At 24.4% G+C, this 21170-nt stretch carries 19 protein-coding genes and 2 tRNA genes; 11 read left to right on the plus strand and 10 right to left on the minus strand.

The window, feature by feature from the left end:
- The first annotated feature begins 212 nt into the window (after positions 1 to 212).
- From ilvD to ilvA, 5 genes are read left to right on the plus strand one after another with little or no spacing between them, the layout of a single operon-like run.
- On the plus strand, positions 213 to 1898 hold the full coding sequence (gene ilvD, locus H0H59_RS00410; protein WP_185862204.1) for a dihydroxy-acid dehydratase: 1686 nt from the start codon (positions 213 to 215) through the stop codon (positions 1896 to 1898).
- A 7-nt stretch (positions 1899 to 1905) separates the two neighbouring features.
- Complete coding sequence (gene ilvB, locus H0H59_RS00415) at positions 1906 to 3600, plus strand: biosynthetic-type acetolactate synthase large subunit (protein WP_185862205.1); 1695 nt, start codon at positions 1906 to 1908, stop codon at positions 3598 to 3600.
- A 21-nt stretch (positions 3601 to 3621) separates the two neighbouring features.
- Positions 3622 to 3933 (plus strand): acetolactate synthase, encoded by a 312-nt coding sequence (locus H0H59_RS00420; RefSeq protein ID WP_185862206.1) that lies wholly within the window; start codon positions 3622 to 3624, stop codon positions 3931 to 3933.
- Positions 3934 to 3947: 14 nt separating this feature from the next.
- Positions 3948 to 4991 (plus strand): ketol-acid reductoisomerase, encoded by a 1044-nt coding sequence (gene ilvC, locus H0H59_RS00425; RefSeq protein WP_185862207.1) that lies wholly within the window; start codon positions 3948 to 3950, stop codon positions 4989 to 4991.
- Between the two features lie 42 nt (positions 4992 to 5033).
- Positions 5034 to 6299 (plus strand): threonine ammonia-lyase, encoded by a 1266-nt coding sequence (ilvA, locus tag H0H59_RS00430; RefSeq protein ID WP_185862208.1) that lies wholly within the window; start codon positions 5034 to 5036, stop codon positions 6297 to 6299.
- A gap of 12 nt (positions 6300 to 6311) precedes the next feature.
- Here ilvA and H0H59_RS00435 read toward each other — a convergent pair.
- Positions 6312 to 6396, minus strand: a tRNA-Leu gene (locus H0H59_RS00435).
- Between the two features lie 294 nt (positions 6397 to 6690).
- On the opposite strand from H0H59_RS00435, the gene dapB reads away from it, so the two are divergent.
- The gene (dapB, locus tag H0H59_RS00440) at positions 6691 to 7395 is read left to right on the plus strand and encodes a 4-hydroxy-tetrahydrodipicolinate reductase (protein ID WP_185862209.1); all 705 of its coding nucleotides are present in this window, start codon (positions 6691 to 6693) and stop codon (positions 7393 to 7395) included.
- A 6-nt stretch (positions 7396 to 7401) separates the two neighbouring features.
- Positions 7402 to 8871 (plus strand): signal peptidase I, encoded by a 1470-nt coding sequence (gene lepB / locus H0H59_RS00445; protein ID WP_185862210.1) that lies wholly within the window; start codon positions 7402 to 7404, stop codon positions 8869 to 8871.
- On the opposite strand, the gene H0H59_RS00450 is transcribed toward lepB, so the two are convergent.
- The 6 genes from H0H59_RS00450 to mutY all read right to left on the minus strand — a co-directional run bounded on the left by H0H59_RS00450 (position 8858) and on the right by mutY (position 14922).
- Entirely contained in the window at positions 8858 to 9568 is a 711-nt protein-coding gene (locus H0H59_RS00450) for a rhomboid family intramembrane serine protease (RefSeq protein WP_185862211.1), read from the minus strand. The genes lepB and H0H59_RS00450 overlap by 14 nt on opposite strands.
- Before the next feature lie 4 nt (positions 9569 to 9572).
- The gene (gene mutL / locus H0H59_RS00455) at positions 9573 to 11306 is read right to left on the minus strand and encodes a DNA mismatch repair endonuclease MutL (RefSeq protein ID WP_185862212.1); all 1734 of its coding nucleotides are present in this window, start codon (positions 11304 to 11306) and stop codon (positions 9573 to 9575) included.
- A complete protein-coding gene (gene ribH, locus H0H59_RS00460) occupies positions 11303 to 11785 on the minus strand; it encodes a 6,7-dimethyl-8-ribityllumazine synthase (protein WP_185862213.1) in 483 nt (160 codons plus the stop codon). Before ribH ends, mutL begins: the two co-directional genes overlap by 4 nt.
- Before the next feature lie 9 nt (positions 11786 to 11794).
- The gene (locus H0H59_RS00465) at positions 11795 to 12418 is read right to left on the minus strand and encodes a hypothetical protein (RefSeq protein WP_185862214.1); all 624 of its coding nucleotides are present in this window, start codon (positions 12416 to 12418) and stop codon (positions 11795 to 11797) included.
- Between the two features lie 62 nt (positions 12419 to 12480).
- Entirely contained in the window at positions 12481 to 13809 is a 1329-nt protein-coding gene (gene gldE, locus H0H59_RS00470; RefSeq protein ID WP_185862215.1) for a gliding motility-associated protein GldE, read from the minus strand.
- Between the two features lie 66 nt (positions 13810 to 13875).
- Positions 13876 to 14922 carry an A/G-specific adenine glycosylase gene (gene mutY, locus H0H59_RS00475; protein ID WP_185862216.1) on the minus strand — a complete coding sequence of 349 codons (1047 nt, stop codon included), beginning with the start codon at positions 14920 to 14922 and terminating at the stop codon, positions 13876 to 13878.
- Between the two features lie 82 nt (positions 14923 to 15004).
- Here mutY and H0H59_RS00480 point away from each other — a divergent pair, with 82 nt between their 5' ends.
- The 3 genes from H0H59_RS00480 (at position 15005) to H0H59_RS00490 (ending at position 17081) form a co-directional block, all read left to right on the plus strand.
- Positions 15005 to 15298 carry an HU family DNA-binding protein gene (locus H0H59_RS00480; RefSeq protein WP_185862217.1) on the plus strand — a complete coding sequence of 98 codons (294 nt, stop codon included), beginning with the start codon at positions 15005 to 15007 and terminating at the stop codon, positions 15296 to 15298.
- A gap of 184 nt (positions 15299 to 15482) precedes the next feature.
- Entirely contained in the window at positions 15483 to 16994 is a 1512-nt protein-coding gene (locus H0H59_RS00485; RefSeq protein ID WP_185862218.1) for an Rne/Rng family ribonuclease, read from the plus strand.
- A 4-nt stretch (positions 16995 to 16998) separates the two neighbouring features.
- Positions 16999 to 17081: transfer RNA gene (locus H0H59_RS00490), tRNA-Leu, on the plus strand.
- Positions 17082 to 17132: 51 nt separating this feature from the next.
- Here H0H59_RS00490 and H0H59_RS00495 read toward each other — a convergent pair.
- Together H0H59_RS00495 and fabD are read right to left on the minus strand one after the other, a co-directional pair.
- Positions 17133 to 18053, minus strand: a complete 921-nt coding sequence (locus tag H0H59_RS00495; protein ID WP_185862219.1) for a GYDIA family GHMP kinase — start codon at positions 18051 to 18053, stop codon at positions 17133 to 17135.
- Between the two features lie 12 nt (positions 18054 to 18065).
- On the minus strand, positions 18066 to 18935 hold the full coding sequence (gene fabD, locus H0H59_RS00500; protein ID WP_185862220.1) for an ACP S-malonyltransferase: 870 nt from the start codon (positions 18933 to 18935) through the stop codon (positions 18066 to 18068).
- A 34-nt stretch (positions 18936 to 18969) separates the two neighbouring features.
- Here fabD and H0H59_RS00505 point away from each other — a divergent pair, with 34 nt between their 5' ends.
- Positions 18970 to 19749, plus strand: a complete 780-nt coding sequence (locus tag H0H59_RS00505; RefSeq protein ID WP_185862221.1) for a TatD family hydrolase — start codon at positions 18970 to 18972, stop codon at positions 19747 to 19749.
- On the opposite strand, the gene fumC is transcribed toward H0H59_RS00505, so the two are convergent.
- The gene (gene fumC / locus H0H59_RS00510) at positions 19746 to 21131 is read right to left on the minus strand and encodes a class II fumarate hydratase (RefSeq protein WP_185862222.1); all 1386 of its coding nucleotides are present in this window, start codon (positions 21129 to 21131) and stop codon (positions 19746 to 19748) included. The genes H0H59_RS00505 and fumC overlap by 4 nt on opposite strands.
- Positions 21132 to 21170: the final 39 nt, after the last annotated feature.

Here is a 21170-nt window from a genome sequence, read left to right on the forward strand (position 1 = left end):
TATTTTGAAATATTATCATTAATATATAGAAAAAATAATATTTATTTTAAAATAAAACCCTAAAAATATCTTTTATATAATCTATTTTTTTCATATTTTTGCATATTATATAATTTATAATTTTTGAATATTTTTTTTATCAAAAATCTATTAAAATTAAGTTTTATTTTTAATCCCTACTAATAAGTAGGGCTTTTGATTTATAATATCTTATGGAAAAAAGAATTAATAAATTTAGCAAAAAAATAACAAAAGAGCCTAATTTACCAGCAGCACATGCTATGTTATATGCTACAGGAATGAAAGAATTTGATTTTTGTAAAGCTCAAATTGGAATAGTAAGTAATTGGTATGAAGGTAATCCTTGTAACATGCATTTAGATAAATTGGCAAAAAAAATAAAATCATCGGTTATTGCTAAAAATTTAGTAGGATTTCAATTTACTACTATTGGAGTAAGTGATGGAATAACTATGGGAACATCAGGAATGAGATATTCTCTTCCTTCTAGAGAATTAATAGCGGATAGCATAGAAACGGTTGTAGATTCACATCATTATGATGGAGTAATAGCAATACCTGGATGCGACAAAAACATACCAGGGGTTATGATTGCTTTACTTAGATTAAATAGATCATCTATTATTGTATATGGAGGAAGCATTTCCTCTGGTTTCTATGATGGAAAAAAATTAGATATAATTTCTTCTTTTGAGGCTCTAGGAAAAAAAAACACCTCCAAAATAACTGAAAAAGAGTATAAAAATATTGTAAAAAATTCTTGTCCAGGACCTGGTGCTTGTGGAGGAATGTATACAGCAAATACCATGGCTTCTGCTTTAGAAGCTATGGGCATGATGTTACCTTATTCTTCTTCTTCTCCTTCAACAAGTGAAAATAAAAAAATAGAATGTGAAGAAGTTAGTACATATATTAAAAAACTTTTAGAAAGAGAAATAAAAACAAAAGACATAGTAACAAAAAATTCTATAGAAAATGGAGTAAAATTAGCTATGTGTTTAGGAGGTTCTACTAATTTAGTTTTACATTTTTTAGCTATTGCTAAATCAGCAAATATTGATTTTTCTTTAAAAGATTTTCAAAGAATTAGTAATAAAGTTCCTCTTATTGGAAATCTAAAACCAAGTGGAATTTTTTTAATGGAGGATATTCACATGTATATAGGGGGAATGCCTGTTATTATAAAATATCTATTAAATGAAGGGATCCTATTAGGAGATTGTTTAACCGTCACTGGAAAAACATTGTCTGAAAATATGAAAAATGTACCAAATATAACTTTTAATCAAAAAATTATTCATTCTTTAAATAATCCCATAAAAAAAAGCGGACATATAAGAATTTTATATGGCAATCTGGCTTTGGAAGGCTCTATAGCTAAAATTACTGGAAAAGAAGGAACTATATTTCGTGGACCAGCTAATGTTTTTAATTCAGAAGAAGAAGCAAATCAAGCTATATTGAACAATACAATTTTACCTGGGGTTGTCATTGTTATTAGATATGTAGGACCAATGGGAGGCCCTGGAATGCCAGAAATGTTAAAACCTACGTCTTATATAATGGGATCAGGATTAGGTAAAAAAGTAGCTCTTATTACGGATGGACGATTTTCAGGAGGATCACATGGTTTTGTAGTTGGACATATCACTCCAGAAGCACAATCTGGAGGATTGATAGCTTTGGTTAAAAATAAAGATTTTATAAAAATAGATGCAGAAAATAATACCATTACTCTTGAAATAGAAAATGAGGAAATACAAAGAAGAAAAAAATTATGGATTCCTCCTTCATTGAAGGTTAGAAAAGGATATTTATATAAGTATACAAAAGTAGTTTCCTCCGCTTCTGAAGGGTGTATTACAGATAAATTTTAATTATGGTATGGAAAAAAAATTATTTTCTGGTTCAGAAATAGTAATCAAAGCACTTTTACATGAAGAGGTAAAATACATATTTGGTTATCCAGGTGGAGCTATAATGCCTATATATGATTCTTTACTAGATTATTTAAATTTTATTTCGCATATTTTAATGCGTCACGAACAAGGATCTATTCATGCAGCACAAGGATATGCTAGAGCAACTGGTAAAATAGGTGTATGTTTTACTACTTCAGGACCAGGCGCTACTAATTTAATTACTGGATTAGCAGATGCTTTAATAGATAGTACTCCTATTGTTTGCATTACTGGACAAGTATCTTCTCATCTATTAGGAACTGATGCTTTTCAAGAAACAAATATTATAGATATTTCTATTCCTGTTACAAAATGGAACACTCAAGTATTAAAAGCTAAAGATATTTGTGAATCCATACAAAAAGGATTTTTTATAGCAAAAAAAGGAAGACCAGGACCTGTATTAATAGATATTACTAAAGACGCTCAATTTCAAAAATCTGTATTTTATTATAAACGTTGTCAATATATAAAAAATTTTAATCCATATCCTTCTATAGAGGAAAAAAGAATAATAGAAGCGGCAAATTTAATAAATGTGGCTAAAAAACCTATTATTCTTGTAGGACAAGGAGTCCTTTTAGCTGAAGCAGAAGATGAATTTAAAAAATTTGTTGAAAAAACAGGAATTCCAGTAGCTAGTACACTATTAGGATTGGGAGCTTTGTATACTCATCATCATTTATATGTAGGTATGTTAGGAATGCATGGTAATTATGCTCCAAATATTTTAACTAATCAATGTGATATTATCATTGCAGTAGGTATGCGTTTTGATGATCGTGTTACTGGAGATGTAAAAAAATATGCACAACAAGCTAAAATAATTCATTTAGATATTGATTCTTCAGAAATTAACAAAAATATATTATGTGATATTCCAATTTTAGGAGATTGTAAAACATCTTTAAAAAAATTAATTTTTTATGTTAATGAATCTACTCATAAACAATGGATAAAAAAATTTTTTGATCTAAAAGAAAAAGAACAAATAGCGGTGATACAAGACGATATAAATCCCATAAAAAAAGGGATGACGATGGGAGAAGTAATTAAGTGGATAAATCAATATAAACAAAAAAATGCCATACTTGTCACTGATGTTGGTCAACATCAAATGATCGCTTCACGATATTTCAATTTTACTTATAAAAAAAGTCAAATAACTTCTGGAGGATTGGGAACTATGGGATTTGCTTTACCTGCTTCTATAGGAGCTAAATTAGGAGCAAATGAAAGACAAGTTATTTGCATTGTTGGAGATGGAGGTATTCAAATGACAATCCAAGAGATGGGTACCATTTTACAAAACAATATTCCAGTAAAAATTATACTATTGAATAATAATTTTTTGGGCATGGTCCGTCAATGGCAACAGCTTTTTTTTGATAAACGTTATTCGTGTACAGAATTAGTTAATCCAGATTTTATAAAGTTAGCTAATGCTTATAATATAAAAGCGAAAAAAGTAAGCAAAAGAGAAGAATTAAAAGAATCTGTAAGAAAAGCATTGAATTATGAAAAAGCTTTTTTATTAGAAGTTATGATAGAAAAAGAAAATAATGTTTTTCCTATGATTCCTGCAGGAGCAGCTGTAGATGAAATTCGTTTAACATAATTAAATATTATATTATATACTATGAAGCATCAATTCAGGATAATAATTTTAGGCGAAAAAGAAACAAGATTATTAAGTAGAATACTTGTTATATTAAATAGAAGAAATTTGAAAACTTGTCATATCAATGTATCTAATAATAACAAAAATGAAACTATTGGTCATATTCAATATATTTTAGATTTAGAATGTAAAGAAGAACAATTAATTAAAGTTAAAAAATTAATTGAAAAACTAATTGGAATTATTCATGTTTACTATTCTAAAATAGGAGAAAAAAATTCTATAAAAAATTCATGGAAAAAAATAAATTTTCCACTAGCAACATCTTAAATTAAATAAAAATCATGAAAATTAAATTTGGATCTGTAGAAGAAACTATTATTACAAGAGAAGAATTTCCATTATCAAATGCTATAAAAATATTAAAAAAAGAAACTATTTCTGTATTAGGATATGGAGTTCAAGGTCCTGGACAATCTCTAAACTTAAAAGATAATGGATTTAAAGTGATAGTAGGACAAAGAAAAAATTCTTTTTCTTGGGAAAAAGCTTTAAAAGATGGATGGATAGAAGGAAAAAATCTTTTTTCTTTGGAAGAAGCTGCTGAAAAAGGAACTATTATCATGTATCTACTATCAGATGCCGGTCAAATATCTTTTTGGCCTATTCTTCGTAAATATCTCACTAAAGGGAAATCTTTATATTTTTCTCATGGATTTGGATTAACTTTTTGTAAAAAAACACAAATATACCCTTCTAAAGATATAGATATTTTTTTAGTAGCTCCTAAAGGATCAGGAATAAGTTTAAGAAGATTTTTTAAGAAAGGAAAAGGAATTAATTCTAGTTATGCTATTTATCAGGATTATAGTGGAAAAAGTTTAGAAAAAACTTTATCTATTGGAATAGGAATAGGATCTGGATATTTATTTAAAACAAGTTTCAAAAATGAAGTATACTCTGATTTAGTGGGGGAAAGAGGGACTTTAATGGGAGCTATACAAGGAATTTTTGCTGCACAATATCAAGTTTTAAGAGAAAAAGGGCATTCTCCTTCTGAATCTTTTAATGAAACAGTGGAAGAATTAACTCAAAGTCTAATGCCATTAGTATCAGAAAAAGGAATGGATTGGATGTATGCTAATTGTTCTACAACAGCACAAAGAGGTGCTTTAGATTGGTGGAAAAAATTTAGAGACGCTACATTTCCAATATTTAAAGAATTATATCATGAAGTTTACTCTGAAAAAGAAGCTCAAAGAATTATAGAAGCTAATAGTGATGTAAATTATAGAATAAAATTAAAAAAAGAATTGCAAAATCTTAAAAAAAGTGAATTGTGGGAGGTTGGATCTATTATTCGTGATCTTAGACCAGAAAAAAAATAAAAAAAAATAATTAATTATTCATAATAAAGTATTTTTAAAAGATTGAAAAATAAATTAAAAGGATATTTTCCTTCTTATAAAGAAATAATTAAAGCTAAAAATATACTAAAAGATATCATTTGTGAAACTCCGTTACAGAAAAATTATCTTTTGTCAGAAAAATATAAAGCTAATGTTTTTTTAAAAAGAGAAGACTTACAAATTATACGTTCATATAAAATTAGAGGAGCCTATAATAAAATAAAAAATTTATCCAAAATAGAATTAAAAAAGGGAATTATTTGTGCTAGTGCTGGAAATCATGCACAAGGAGTAGCTTATTCTTGTCATAGATTAAAAATATCAGGAAAAATTTATATGCCAAGTACTACTCCTAAACAAAAAGTAGAAAGAGTAAAAATGTTTGGAAAAGAATATATTGAAATTATTCTTATTGGAGATACTTTTGATTCGGTTAATTACGAAGCAATGAAGGATTGTAAAAAAAATAAAAAAATTTTTATTCATCCCTTTGACGACATTAAAATTATTGAAGGACAAGCTACTGTAGGATTAGAAATTTTACAACAATCTATTTCAGAGATCGATTATATTTTTATTCCTATTGGAGGTGGGGGGTTAGCTTCCGGTGTAGGAAGTCATTTTAAAGAATTTAGTAAAAAGACTAAAATTATAGGAGTAGAACCTCTAGGAGCCCCATCGATGAGTAATTCTTTAAAAAAAGGAAAAATTGTAGAGTTAGAAAAAATAGATAGATTTATAGATGGAGCTTCCGTAAAAAAAGTAGGAAAATTAAATTTTAATATATGTAATCAAATATTATATGATATTCAAACAGTTCCAGAAGGAAAAGTTTGCACTACTATTTTAGATTTATACAATTTAGAAGCTATTGTTGCAGAACCTGCTGGAGCTCTTTCTATAGCTGCTTTAGATTTTTATTCTGAAAAAATAAAAGGAAAAACTATTGTTTGTATTTTAAGTGGAGGAAATAACGATATTACTAGAACGGAAGAAATAAGAGAAAGATCTCTTTTGTATGAAGAAAAAAAACATTATTTTATCGTAAAATTTCCACAAAGAGCTGGAGCTTTAAAAGAATTTGTTAATAATATTTTAGGTCCAAAAGACGATATTGCTTATTTTGAATATTCTAAAAAAACTTCTAAAGAAAAGGGTCCAGCTGTAATAGGAATAGAATTAGCAGATAAAAATGAATTTTCTATTTTATTAGGAAGAATGAAAAAACATAAAGTTCATTTTCAATATTTGAATCAAAACCCTGATTTATTTCGTGTTCTTATATAAATAATTTTTTTGTACCCACGACTGGATTTGAACCAGCACATCCTCATCGGATACCACCCCCTCAAGGTGGCGTGTCTACCATTTTCACCACGTGGGCATTAACTGATCGATTAAAACATAAAACGTATAAATAACAGATTCTTTAAAAAAATAAATTTACTTATTAATCCATAAAATTATTTTTTAAAGACTCCCATTATTAAAATAATTTTTTTTTCTTATGTATATTTCTATATATAATATTTTATGCTATATTATATATATTCCTATTTTTTTTATATTCATTCATACATATACCAATCCTTTTACAGGATCATTACTTTTTTTTCCGTATTCAAATATATAATAAAAAAAAATATGACCTATCTTTGAATTTAAAAAAAATAAATATATGAATATAGCAATAATAGGTTATGGAAAAATGGGTAAAACCATAGAAAAAATGGCTAAAATTAGAAATCATAAAATATCATTATGTTATGATGATACCCCACCTCCATTTTTATTAAAAAATTCAGATGTAGCAATAGAATTTAGTCAACCTAATTCTGCTTTTAATAACATAAAAATTTGTTTAGAAAATAACATTCCCATAGTATGTGGAACTACAGGTTGGTTAACCCAATTCAATCTTGTAAAAAAAATATGTATAGAAAAAAATGGCTGTTTTTTGTATTCTTCAAATTTTAGTATTGGAATGAATATTTTTTTCGAAATTAATAAAAAATTATCAAAATTATTATTTCCATATTCTAAAAATTATGAAGTAAAAATAGAAGAAATTCATCACAAAGAAAAAAAAGATAAACCTAGTGGAACCGCTATTTCTTTAGCTGAACAAATCATAAATAACAAAATGAAAAAAACATGGATTTTAAATGAAAAAAAAACAAAGAATAAGGTCTTAATTGTCTCAAAAAGATTTGAAAATGTACCAGGAACACATATTGTTAGATATGAATCTAAAATAGAGGATATAAAAATACAACATAAAGCTCATAGTAGAGAAGGTCTTGCTTTTGGTGCGATTATTGCTTCAGAATGGATTCAAAATAAAAAAGGTATTTTTTCTATGAAAGAAGTATTAGGAATATAAAATTTTATGTACCAATATATTATTTATAGTATATTTTTTTTATTTTTTGAAAATATCATTCATGTTTTAGGAACATGGAAATTTTATCAAAAGTCTGAAATAGGATTATGGAAAATATTTATTCCTGTATACAATATTTTCATTCTTTTAAAAACTTATAATAGACCTATATGGTGGATTTTTTTCTTATTTATTCCATTAACAAGTATCATTCTACTTTTTATTTTGTGGATGGATTTAATGCGTTCTTTTGGAAAAAAAACAAAAAAGGATATGATTTTGTTTTTTTTATCTGCAGGTATATATATTTACTACATAAATTTTTTTGAAAAAATTAAATTTTCAAAAATAGAAAAAGAAAAAAAAAAAGAAGATAATATAGGAATATTATTGGCGATTATTTTTTCTTTTATTACACATACTTATATAATTCAACCTTTTGTTATTCCAACTTCTTCTATGGAAGGAACTTTATTAGTAGGAGATTTTATATTAGTAAGTAAAATTCATTATGGATTACGTATGCCTATATCTCCTATTTCTCTTCCTTTTACACATAACAATATTATTGGTTTTATTAAATCTTATATTTCTATTCTTAAATGGCCTTATTTTCGTTTTCCTTCCATGCAATCTATACAAAGAAATGATATAGTAGTTTTTAATTTTCCTAAAGATTCTAATCATAAAATTATAGATAGAAAAGATAATTATATTAAACGTTGCGTAGGGGTGCCAGGAGATTTAATTTATATTAAAAAAGGTGTTTTATTTGTTAACCATAAAAAAGAAAGTTTTTTTTTAAAAAAACAACAAGCTTATTTAATTAAAACAGAAAATATTCCTTTGAACATAGAATATATTAAAGATAAAATGGATATTGAAGATGTTCAATTTATAGGAGAAAAAAATGATGAATTCTTTTATCAAATTATGTTAACCGAAAAAAAAGCAATTCAAATAAAAAATTTATTCGATAATATCATTTTTATAAAAAAATATATTCTTCCAATTTCCTTTCAAGAAAATTATATATTTCCAAATAATTATGGTTGGAATAGGGATTTTTTTGGTCCATTACACATTCCTAAAAAAGGAGAATTAATTCGATTAAACTTAAAAAATATTCATATTTATAATGAAATTATTTCTTATGAAAAAGGGGTAAAAATTAATAATCCATTAAAAAAATATTATAAAATAAAAAATAATTATTATTTTATGATGGGAGATAATAGACACAATTCATATGATTCTCGTTATTGGGGTTTTGTTCCAGAAGATCATATAGTAGGAAAACCTATATTTATATGGATGAGTATAGATTGGAATAGAAAAAAACCTTTTAATTTTCTTAGTTGGAAATTACGTTGGAAACGAATCATGACAACAATAGATGGAAAACATTCTTATTTATATCTATTTTTTTTATTTTCATTTATATATTCTATATATTTTTTTTTTATAAAAAAGTGATTTTTTCATTTCGTTTTTTTAAAAAAAAACTTCCTATAAAATAACCAGATAAAATTCCTCCAATATGTGCAAAATGTGCTACTCCAGGTGCTAAATTTAAAATAGACGAAATAAAACTTCCCAAAATAAAAATAATAAGAGCTTTTCTTACAGCAATTGGAAAAGGAAAAGGAAGAATAAAAATTTTATGTTCTGGAAAAAATTTAGCAAAAGCTCCTACGATTCCACTTACGGCACCAGAGGCCCCCATCATAGGAGAATACATTGAACTATAAAGATTCATTCGTTGTTCTTCATTTAAATAATCTAATATTTTCTTAGTTTGTGAAAAATCTAAAGTTTGAAGAAAATAATACATGACACTTGTATTGAAAATTATTTGAAAAAATGCGGCTAAAATACCTGATAAAAAATATATTACCATAAATTTTTTTATTCCCAATCTAGTTTCTATTTGTCCTCCAAACATAAATAAAGCTAACATATTGAAAATAATATGTAAAAAAAGACGTTTAGAGTGTACAAACATATGAGTTATAATTTGATATAATTCAAATCTTTCATCTATAGGGTGATATAAAGAAAGTATACTTTCTATTTTATATTGTGAAAAAACAAAAGTAGCTGTATATACAAGTATATTAATACTAATTAAATGTTTGACAGCATCTGAGTTAAAATTCGTATAAAAATTCACTTTTTTAAAAAAAATTTTTGCTTAAAACAAAAAATATAGGATCTCCTGAATATGTATAATTTGGATTATGACAAGAAAATAAATCTCGAATTAAACATTCCATGTTATTAGAATCTAACTTAGATCCGTATTTTATGGATGCAGATGTAGATATGGATTGAATAAGTATTTTTTTGTTATTTTTTTCTCCTTTAATGAAATTATATTTTAGAATATTTTGAAAAACTTTAGGCAATATATTTTGATGTATATTTTCAGGAATTGAATGAAAATAAACTGATTCATTAAAAAAATATAAATGAAAACCAAAATGGATCAAATCATCTTTAATATTATTTAAAGAAATGAATTCTTTTTTTAAAAGTTTTACTTTTATGGGAAAAAGAAATTGTTGACTAACTAAATTTTTTTTTCTTAAAAAAAATTCAAACAATATATTTTTATGTGCTCTGTGTTGATCTACTAATATCATATACTCATGATTCAATTTTTTTAATATAAAAATTATATATTTTCTATTTATTTGAATAGTTTTTATTTTTTTTTCATTAGAAACATAACGAGATAATTCATTTTTTAAATAAAAAGCATTATTAAAAATAGAAGGATCTGATTGATTTATTTTTTTAGGAAAAAAATTATCTAATTGAACGATTTTTTCTTTAAGTTCATCTAAACAAAAAAAAGAATTTTTTTTAATTGAATGACAAGAAAACAAAATATCAAATTTTTTAAATTCTTTATTTTTAACTTTATATTGATAAAATAAAATATTTTTTATTTCCTGTAGAATCATACTACCGATAATTTCTTCTTTTTCTAATTTTACTTCTTTTTTTGCAGGGTGAATATTCCAATTTACTAAACTTGAATCTATATTAATAAAAATAAAATAAGAAACTGTTTTAAAATTTTTTAAAAACCCATCATAAGCATAAATAATTTTTTTATGTAGAAGGGAGTGTGTAACATTACGTTTATTAACCAATATGAATTGATTTCCTCTTTTTATAGAAGGATTTGGAACACTAACAAATCCTTCTATAAAAATTTTATTTTTTTTTATTAAAATAGGGGTAAAAATTTTATTATCATTTTTAAAAATTTCTTTTATTCTTTCTTTTAAAGAAGTTTTTTTTAAGAAAAAAATCACTTTATCATTATGATAAAAACGATATAGAATATTTCTATGTGCTAAAACTATTTTATAAAATTCATGAATAATATGTTGAAATTCTATTCTAGATGATTTTAAAAATTGTCTTCTAGCAGGCTGTTTATAAAAAATATTTTTTACAGAAATTCTTGTTCCTTTAAGCATATTGATAGGAATTTCTTCTTTTACTTTACCTTCTTCAACAAAAAGATGAATTCCTACTGCATCCTCTACATTTTTAGTTTGTATTTCAAGTTGAGAAATAAGAGCGATGGAAGCTAAAGCTTCCCCTCTAAATCCTTTTGTACTTATTTTAAAAATATCATCAGTTTTTTTTATTTTTGAAGTTGCATATCTTTGAATACTCATTTTAGCATCATTGATACTCATTCCATCTCCATCATCTATTAATTGAATTAAGCTTTTTCCTGAGTCTTTTATAAAAATATCAATCATTTTAGCGTTTGCATCTATTGCATTTTCCAAAAGTTCTCTTAAAACAGAAGAAGGTCGTTCTATTACTTCTCCTGCCGCTATTTGATTTACTACATTTGCAGGCAAAAATTGAATGATATCTTTCATTTTATATTTTTATTGAATAAAGACATATATATAGCAGTTTTAGCACATTCTATCCCCTTATTCCCATTTTTTCCACCTGATCTTTCAAAAGATTGTTGTTGGTTTTTATCAGTAAGGACACAAAATATAACAGGAATATCATATTTAATGTTTATATCCTTTATTCCTTGTGAAATTGATTGACATAAATATTCAAAATGATAAGTTTCTCCTTGTATTATAGATCCTATTGTTATAATGGAATCAAAATCGTAATTATGAGCTATTTTTTTGGAAGCATAAATTAATTCGTAACTTCCAGGAACTCTCCAAGTTTGTATTTTTTCTTTTAAAATTCCTGATTGTATTAAAGTTTCATAAGCCCCTTTATATAATCTATTAGTAATTTCTATATTCCATTGAGAAACGATAATTGCAAATTTTAAATTTGCATTTTTTATTTCTTTTTTATTTAATGAATAAACAGTATATGCTTCCATAAACATAATTTATAATTTATTTTCAATAAACATTAAATATTTTTCTACGTTTTCTATATACAAAAAAAAAGGATATTTATTTTTTATTTTTTTGAAAAAAAATTTAGAATCTTTATATCTTTTTATATAAAAATTTAATAATGCAGCTTTATAATAATAAAGAGGAGTTGTAATTTCATTATCTTTAATACTGGCCGCTATTATATAATTATTTAAGGCTTCTTTTTTATTTTTTATTTGTACATAAGCATCACCAATCATTCCGTATCTTATAACAGATAACATTTCATCGTTTGCAGAAAATTTTTTCATCATATTGATGGATTCTTTATAAAAACCTAATTTATAAAAACAAACTCCAGCATAAAATTTAGAAATATTTCCTGCTTTGGTAAAAGGATATTTAGAAGCTATTCCATAAAATCCCAAATAGTTTATTTTATTTTTTTTCCTATTTAAAGCTTTTTCAATAAAACCTTTATAAAGATATTGTTGAGCGTAATTTAACTCTTCTAAAGCTTTTTTTTCTGAAGGGTTAAAAAAAATTTTTTTTAAAAAAAAACATATACTTCCAACTATTATTAAAAATATGATAGAAAAAAAAATAGCATTTTTTTTTTGTTTTTTTATCATAATAGTGGATCTATATTTTTATATAAATATTTTATAAATTTAATTTATTTAATTATAATTAACTAATTAGTTTTTTTTCTTATTACTTCTATGGTTTTTATTCTTTTATTATCTATACTTCTTATAATAAAGGAATAGTTTAAAAAATTTATTTTCTGTTTCTTTTTTGGAAATTCTTTGTTTATTTCCATGATAAACCCACCTAAAGTATCTGCTTCTCCTTTTTTTTTTTCAAAAAAAATTTCCTCTTTTATTTCCATAATACGATAAAAATTAATTAAAGAAGTTTTTCCATCAAATAAATAATTATCTTGATTTAATTTAGAATAAGACATATCTTCTTCATCAAATTCATCAATAATATCTCCTACAATTTCCTCAATTACATCTTCAAGAGTAACTAATCCACAAGTTCCTCCATATTCATCTACTACAATAGCTAAATGAATCTTTCTTTTTTTAAAATCATTTAAAAGATCATCTATCTTTTTTTTTTCTGGAACAAAAAAAGGTGGATGAATTAATCTAGTCCAAATAAAATTTTTATTATAAATAAATGGAAGAAGATCTTTAGCAAAAAGAACTCCTTCTATATCATCAATACTATCTTTATAAATAGGAATTCTAGAATATCCTTGATGACTAACTAATTCTAAAATATCAGAAAAAATGATATTTCTATTTAAAGCAAACATATCTATTCTTGGAGTCATAATTTGATGAGTTTCTGTATTCCCAAAATCAACAATTCTTTGTAAGAATTGACATTCTTGAACATTTTTTTTATTGTAAGATGTCATTTTTAATGCTTTTGAAAGTTGTTCTACAGAAATGATATTCTTTTTTTTTTTTATTTTTTTTTCTATTAATTTTGAAATAAAAATTATTATACTACTAATAGGATTTAATATTTTACTAAGACATATCAAAGTATTTGACATAAAAATAGCAAAACGAAAATTATTTTTACTTGCATATATTTTAGGAATAATTTCTCCAAATACAAGCAAAATAAAAGTAAGAAGGCCTACTTCTAAAATAAAATTAATAGGTACATTAAACTGATTATAAATAATCAAATATTTTTTTTCTAAAAATTCTGTTATTAAATAGGAACTTAATATTACAATTCCAATATTAGAAAAATTATTAGATATTAATATTGTTGCTAAGAGTTTTTTTTTATCTTTCAGAATTTTTAACACAATATTTCCTTTATAAGAGTTTTTTTTTCTCTCTCTATCAATAGTTTTCTTTTCAATACAAAAAAAAGCAGTTTCTGATCCAGATATAAGTGCAGAAAATAATAGCAACATTACTATTAATGCAAGATAAAAAACTAAATATAAACTACTTTCTAAAAAAACATTCGTAGAAGATTCTTTTTCCAATAGATTAAATTTTGATGATAATTTTTAGAAAAAAAATAAAAATTGTATAATTCATTTTAAGATCCATCAAATCATTTTTTCATGTTTTAAAAATAATATAATAGGACGAGGAAAAGGAAATTCTCCTATTTTATTATGTTGTATAAGAAAAAAATTATCAAAAAATATCTTTTTTTTTAAATTTTGTAAAATTTCACAATTCAAAAATTGAATAAATAAAATTTGATGAGTTAGTTTATGTTTTATTTTAAAAATAATCATTATATTAGAAACAATTAATCTAAATTTTTTACAAATTTTTTCTATTATTTCATGAATAGTCAATTTATTTTTTGATTCAATCAAAGGAAAGTCATAAAGACCTTTCCATATATCTTTTTTTGATCTTTTATTTAAATAAATATTTTTATCACTATCACATATAAAAATATAATAAAAGAATCTATGTTTTATAGATTTTATTCTTCTTTTTATAGGTAACTTATCCACAGTTCCATTTTTTATAGAAAAACAAGAATCTTTCACTGGACATAATAAACATTTAGTTTTTTTTGGAGTGCATAAAATAGAACCTATATCCATAATAGCTTGATTAAAAAGACCTGGACTTTCAGAATTCATCATTTTTAAAATGATAATTCTAAACGTATTTTTTGTTTTAGTAGACGTTATATCATTGAAAATTCCTAAATATCTAGAAAAAACTCGTAAAGCATTTCCATCAATAGCAGGAATAACTTCATTAAAACATATAGATGCTATAGCCGCACCTGTGTACGGACCAATTCCTTTATATTTAATCAGTTCTTTATATTTTTTTGGAAAAATATTATTTTTTAATTTTTTAGAAAAAGAATGTAAATTTATTGCTCTGGAATAATAACCTAATCCTTCCCATTCTTTTAATACGTCTTTTTCCTTTGCTCTAGCTAATTTATTTATATTTGGAAATTTTTTTATAAAATTGGAATAATATTTTATACTTTGTGAAACTTTTGTTTGTTGCAACATAAATTCTGAAACAAGAATATAATATGGATTTTTAGTTTTTCTCCAAGGAAGTTTTCTATAATTTTTTTTGTACCAATTTATTATTTTTTTAGAAAAATCCATATCTATTTAATTTTAGAGCAATTTTATAAAAAATTGGTATATTTAAGAAACCTAATTTTGTGATTTGATATAATGATTAAACATGACAAAAGCAGATATAATAACAGAAATCATATCAGAAACTGGATATGAGAGAATTAATACGCAAAAGGTTATAGAAACATTTATGAAAAAAATAAAACAAAGCCTAACATCGGGAGAAAATGTTTATTTAAGAGGATTTGGATCATTTATTATTAAATACAGAGCTAAAAAACTTGGACGTCATATATCCAAAGATGAATCTATTGTAATTCCTGCGCACAATATACCAGCATTTAAACCTGCAAAATCTTTTACCGAATTAGTAAAAAAAAATGTTCCAATAAAAAAATGATTTCATACATAATTGGAAATAAAAACATAATAATAACGATTGATAATTAATTATGCCAAACGGAAAAAAAAGAAAAAGACGTAAAATCGCTACTCATAAAAGAAAAAAAAGAAATAGAAAAAATAGGCATAAAAAAAAATAATAATCTATTGTAGTTACTAAAACTTTTTCCTTGTTTTTGTGTATGATTAAAGAGTTAATTATAAATGCAGAAGAACAAAAAGTAAAAATAGCTCTTTTAGAAGAAGGAAAGTTGTTTGAGCTTCATCAAGAGATTTTTAATAAAAAATTCTCTGTAGGAGATGTATATTTAGGAATAGTAAAAAAAATTTTATATGGATTAAATGCTGCTATTATCGATATAGGTCATTATAAAGGAGCTTTTTTGCATTACAATGATCTTGGTCTTCAAATAAATAAAATGTTAAATTTTATTTCCAATAATCGCATAAAAAAAGAATTTTTTGATGAAAAAAAAATTTTTATAGATAAAATTTTGCATCCTGGACAAAAAATTTTGGTTCAGATTACTAAAGAACCTATTTCTAATAAAGGACCAAAACTTACTGCAAAAATATGTATTCCAGGAAGAAATTTAGTACTTATCCCTTTTTCAGAAAAAATATCTATTTCTCATAAAATAAAAAATACAAAAGAAAAAAATAGGTTACTTTCTTACATAAGAAAAATAACACCCAATGAATTTGGAATTATTATTCGTACAGTTGCTTCTAATAAAATAGAAAAAATTTTAAATGAAGAACTTATTTCTTTAATAAGAAAATGGGAAAAAACATTAGATAATTTAATAAAATTACCTCCAGTTAGAGTTTTTAGTGAAAGTAGAAAAATTTTTTGTTTATTAAGAGATACATTAAACGATGATTTGAAATTTATTTATTGTAATAATAGTCTTCTTTGTAAAGAAATTCATTCATATTTATCTTTAATTGCTCCTAAAAAAACTAGCATCATAAAATATTATAAAGGAAATATTCCCATTTTTAAGAAATATGGAATAGAAAAACAAATGCAAATTTTTTTAGGTAAAAATGTTCCTCTTGAAAATGGAGCTTATATTATTATAGAACATACTGAAGCATTACATGTTATAGATGTAAATAGTGGAATAAGTAATCATATAAAAAAAAATTGTACAGAATCAGAAAGAATTGATCATATATTTAAAGTTAATTTATTAGCAGCTACAGAAATTACAAGACAACTTAGACTAAGAGATATGGGAGGAATAATTGTAGTAGATTTTATAGATATGTCTGAACCAATTCATAGAAAAAAACTATATGAACATTTAAAAAAAAAAATGAAAAATGACAGAGCTAAACATCAAATTTTACCTCCAAATAAATTTGGTTTAGTTCAATTTACTCGTCATAGAGTAAGACCTGAATTAAAAATCAATCATAATAAATATCAATATGCTCCTGCATATTATATTCATTATATAGAATTTATTTTAGAAACTATTATAAAAAATAAAAAAAATAAAGGGATACAATTACATATACATTCTTTTGTTTCAGCTTTTTTAAAAAAAGGATTTCCTTCTATTCAACAAAAATGGTTGTTAAAATATAAAAAATGGATTAAAATCATTCCAAGAGATACTTTTGAATATACAGAATATAAAATAATAAATAAAAATCATGAAATAATATCATCTTTTTTTCATTAATATAGTGGGCGTGGTGGAATTGGTATACACGTCAGACTTAGGATCTGATGCCTATAAGGCATAAGGGTTCAAATCCCTTCGCCCGCACTAAATTAATCGTTTTTTTTATGTATATTATTTAAATAAAAAATATACTTTTTAAAAAATCATTTCATTAAATGAAATAAGAGTATGAAATCCTTTATTAGAAAAATAATTTTTCATTCCTTCTCTAGAAGTTATCAAAACAAAATCTCCCCCCCAAGCTCCTAAACTTTTAATCAGACCAAGATAATCTGGAAAATACATTTCTTTAATGGTAGGAATATCCAGCATTTCTGATATGATCATTTCATGTTTTAGCAATAATTCTTCAAATTCTTTTAATGTTTTGCAAAAAGGAATTTGTAAAGTTATAGAAGATATATATTCAATATTTTTTCTAGAAATATTTTTTTTAATATCTTTAAAAAATCGTATTTCATCACAAGTATTTTGTTTTTTATTGAGATGTAGAAAAAAAAGTTGATCTTTAAATGGAGGATTAAAATCAATAGGAATAATATGAGGTTTTTTTTTATACAATTTATAAATTATTGGTTTTGATCTAGAAACACAAGCTATATCATAACCACTTCCTGTAAAATCATTTCCTAATAGCATATAAGGATCTATATTCGCCCATTTTGCTATGTTATTAATTAAAGTAGAACTACTACCCAACCCCCAATTTATAGGAAATTCTAATTGTGTTTTTACATATATTCCTAATTCATTAGGAAGAAAATTTTTTTGAATTTTTTTAGATTTTAATAATAAATATCTTAATCTTAAAGCTGTTTTTTTTTCTGTTTCATAACAAATATCTAAAGAAGGAAGTTTAAAAATTACTTCAAACCAAGGTGTATTAATTTCATCATAACTCTTCCAATGTAAAACAGAAGACACATTTTTTTTTATAATTAATGATTGTCCTTTAATTGTAGGCAAAGCTAAACCATAAGCCCCACATAAAAGAAAATATTCTCCCGTTAATAACAGTTTTCCATGACTATAAAAAAAACGTTTATATTGATGCATTATTACATAGATTTATATTTTTTTTGTAAAATTTTTTGATATTTTTTTCATCAACCCTTGCAATATATTTCCTGGACCTATTTCCGTAAATGAAATCGCTCCATGATCAATCATATTTTTTATAGATTGTTTCCATTTTACTGGAGAAGTTAATTGTTCTACAATATTTTTTTTTATATCATTAGATTTTGTAAAGGATTGAGCAGTCACATTTTGATATATTGGACATTTAGAATCTTTAAAAAAAAATTTTTGTATAAATTTTTTTAGTTTTTTTTGAGCAGGCTCCATAATGGGAGAATGAAATGCTCCATGAACAGGAAGAATGAATATTCTTTTAGCACCTATTTTTTTTAAAGAAAAACAAACTCTTTTCAAAGCTGTATATTCTCCAGAAATAACTAACTGTTCAGGACTATTATAGTTAGATGGAACAATAATCCCCTTATCTTTTTTACAAATATCTTCTATAATGGAATCTTCCAATCCAAATATTACAGCCATTCCTCCATGAATAGATTCACAAATTTTTTGCATCATTGATGCTCTTTTATTCACTAATATTAACCCATCTTCAAAAGAAAAAACATCAATTGCTGCTAAAGCAGAAAATTCTCCAAGAGAATGTCCAGCAACCATATCAGGATTAAAATTTTTTGATATTTTTGCTTTTATAACTGAATATATGTAAATTGCTAGTTGTGTATTTTTTGTCTTTTTTAATATATTTATAGACCCTTCAAACATTATAGATGTTATTCCGAATCCTAAAACGTCATCAGCTAATCGAAATAATTTTTTTGCATCATCAGAATTTTTGTATAAATTTTTTCCCATTCCCATGAATTGAGATCCTTGTCCAGGAAATAGATAAGCTTTCATAAATAAAATATTTTCTTTAAAAATTAAAAATTACATGAAAATTACTGATACACACACACATTTGTATATGAAAGAATTTCGTGAAGATATTGATGATGTAATAAAAAAAGCATTTAATCAAAAAATTAACAGATTTTTACTTCCTTCTATAGATAGATCAACGATTCCTAGTATATTAAAATTAGAAAAAAAATATCCTAATGTATGTTTTTCTATGATAGGACTTCATCCTAGTAGAGTTTTTACAGATAGTTTAGAAAAAGAATTAAATTACATTGAAAAATGGTTATATAAACATTCTTTTATTTCTATAGGAGAAATAGGTATGGATTTTAATTTAGAAAAAAAATTTATTTCAGAACAAGAATATGCCTTTCAAACTCAAATAAAATGGGCAAAAAAAATAAAACTCCCCATAGTAATACACTGTAGAAAAGCTTTTGATCAAGTTTATAATATTTTATTAAAAGAAAAAAACTCTTATTTAAAAGGTGTTTTTCATTGTTTTTCTGGAACTTTAGAACAAGCTAAAAAAATTATTGATTTAGGAATAAAACTGGGAATAGGAGGAATGATTACTTTTAAAAAAAATCATATGATAGAATTTTTACATAAGATAAATTTGAATAATATCGTATTAGAAACCGATTCTCCCTTTCTTTCTCCACATCCTTTTAGAGGAAAAAGAAATGATCCTACAAATTTAAGAATAGTTTTAAAAAGACTATCTCAAATTTATTCCACATCAGAAGAAAAAATTGCCGATATTATTCATATGAATGTAGAAAATTTATTTTTTTCTAAAAAAATTTAAACCATTTTAGATGGATTGATTAATTTTTCAAATTTTTCAACAGTTAAATATCCTAATCTAATTGCTTCTTCTTTTAAAGTAGTATTATTTGCATAAGCATATTTTGCTATTTCTGCTGATTTATCGTATCCAATATGAGTATTAAGTGCTGTCACCAACATCAATGATTTATCTAAAAATTCTTTAATTCTTTGATAGTTTGGTTTGATTCCTTTTACACAAAAAGAAGAAAAAGAGGTACAAGCATCTGCAATAAGTTGAGAGGATTGTAAAAAATTATGTATTATTAATGGTTTAGTAACATTTAATTCATAATTTCCTGAAGATCCTGCTATAGAAATTGCCATATCGTTTCCTATAATTTGTATACAAACCATAATCATAGCTTCACATTGAGTAGGATTTATTTTTCCAGGCATAATAGAAGATCCAGGTTCATTTTCAGGAATAAAAATTTCTCCAATTCCTGAACGTGGTCCAGAAGCTAAAAAACGAATATCATTTGATATTTTTATTAAAGAAACAGCTATTTGTTTAATAGCTCCATGAGATTCCACTATTGCATCATGAGATGATAAAGCTTCAAATTTATTTTTTGCAATTTTAAAAGGAATACCAACATATTTACTGATGTAATCAGTAACTTTTATATCAAATCCTTTAGGAGCATTTAATCCTGTTCCAACAGCAGTTCCTCCTATAGCTAATTCAGAAAGATGATCTAAAGTTTTTTGAATAGAATTTAATCCATGATCTATTTGGGAAACATAACCAGAAAATTCTTGTCCTAAAGTAATGGGAGTAGCATCCATAAGATGAGTTCTTCCTATTTTAATAATATTATGAAATAATTTCGATTTTTTTTTCAAAATTTTTCTTAATTCTTTAATAGAAGGAATAGTTTTTTCTATTAATTTTTTATAAGAAGCAATATGCATTACGGTAGAAAAAGTATCATTAGATGATTGAGACATATTTACATCATCATTTGGATGTATACAAGATTTATTATAACCAAGTTTCCCCCCTGTCAAAACATGAGCTCTATTGGAAATAACTTCATTTACATTCATATTGGTATGGGTTCCAGATCCTGTTTGCCATACAACTAAAGGAAATTGATCATTTAGTTTTCCTTCTATAATTTCATCACAAACCAAGGATATAATATCTCTTTTTTTTTTAGATAAAATGCCAAATTCAAAATTTGCATGAGCTGCAGCTTTCTTTAAAAAGCCAAAAGAATGAATAATTTCTATAGGCATAGAAGCTTCTGAACCTATTCTAAAATTTTTTCTAGATCTTTCTGTTTGTGCCCCCCAATATTTATCTAAAGGAACTTTTACTACACCTAAAGTATCTTTCTCTGTTCTATAAATCATTTTATTATTTTTTTGCGAAATTATAGAAAAATTAAAACA

It is taken from the genome of Blattabacterium cuenoti (assembly GCF_014251715.1).
In the GTDB taxonomy this organism is placed as follows: Bacteria; Bacteroidota; Bacteroidia; order Flavobacteriales; family Blattabacteriaceae; genus Blattabacterium; species Blattabacterium cuenoti_M.

Coding starts and splice junctions, on each gene's coding strand:
- ilvD (WP_185862204.1), top strand. CDS start 213: ATGGAAAAAAGAATTAATAAATTTAGCAAAAAAATAACAAAAGAGCCT.
- ilvB (WP_185862205.1), top strand. CDS start 1,906: ATGGAAAAAAAATTATTTTCTGGTTCAGAAATAGTAATCAAAGCACTT.
- H0H59_RS00420 (WP_185862206.1), top strand. CDS start 3,622: ATGAAGCATCAATTCAGGATAATAATTTTAGGCGAAAAAGAAACAAGA.
- ilvC (WP_185862207.1), top strand. CDS start 3,948: ATGAAAATTAAATTTGGATCTGTAGAAGAAACTATTATTACAAGAGAA.
- dapB (WP_185862209.1), top strand. CDS start 6,691: ATGAATATAGCAATAATAGGTTATGGAAAAATGGGTAAAACCATAGAA.
- lepB (WP_185862210.1), top strand. CDS start 7,402: ATGTACCAATATATTATTTATAGTATATTTTTTTTATTTTTTGAAAAT.
- mutL (WP_185862212.1), bottom strand. CDS start 11,306: ATGAAAGATATCATTCAATTTTTGCCTGCAAATGTAGTAAATCAAATA.
- ribH (WP_185862213.1), bottom strand. CDS start 11,785: ATGGAAGCATATACTGTTTATTCATTAAATAAAAAAGAAATAAAAAAT.
- H0H59_RS00465 (WP_185862214.1), bottom strand. CDS start 12,418: ATGATAAAAAAACAAAAAAAAAATGCTATTTTTTTTTCTATCATATTT.
- mutY (WP_185862216.1), bottom strand. CDS start 14,922: ATGGATTTTTCTAAAAAAATAATAAATTGGTACAAAAAAAATTATAGA.
- H0H59_RS00480 (WP_185862217.1), top strand. CDS start 15,005: ATGACAAAAGCAGATATAATAACAGAAATCATATCAGAAACTGGATAT.
- H0H59_RS00485 (WP_185862218.1), top strand. CDS start 15,483: ATGATTAAAGAGTTAATTATAAATGCAGAAGAACAAAAAGTAAAAATA.
- H0H59_RS00495 (WP_185862219.1), bottom strand. CDS start 18,053: ATGCATCAATATAAACGTTTTTTTTATAGTCATGGAAAACTGTTATTA.
- fabD (WP_185862220.1), bottom strand. CDS start 18,935: ATGAAAGCTTATCTATTTCCTGGACAAGGATCTCAATTCATGGGAATG.
- H0H59_RS00505 (WP_185862221.1), top strand. CDS start 18,970: ATGAAAATTACTGATACACACACACATTTGTATATGAAAGAATTTCGT.
- fumC (WP_185862222.1), bottom strand. CDS start 21,131: ATGATTTATAGAACAGAGAAAGATACTTTAGGTGTAGTAAAAGTTCCT.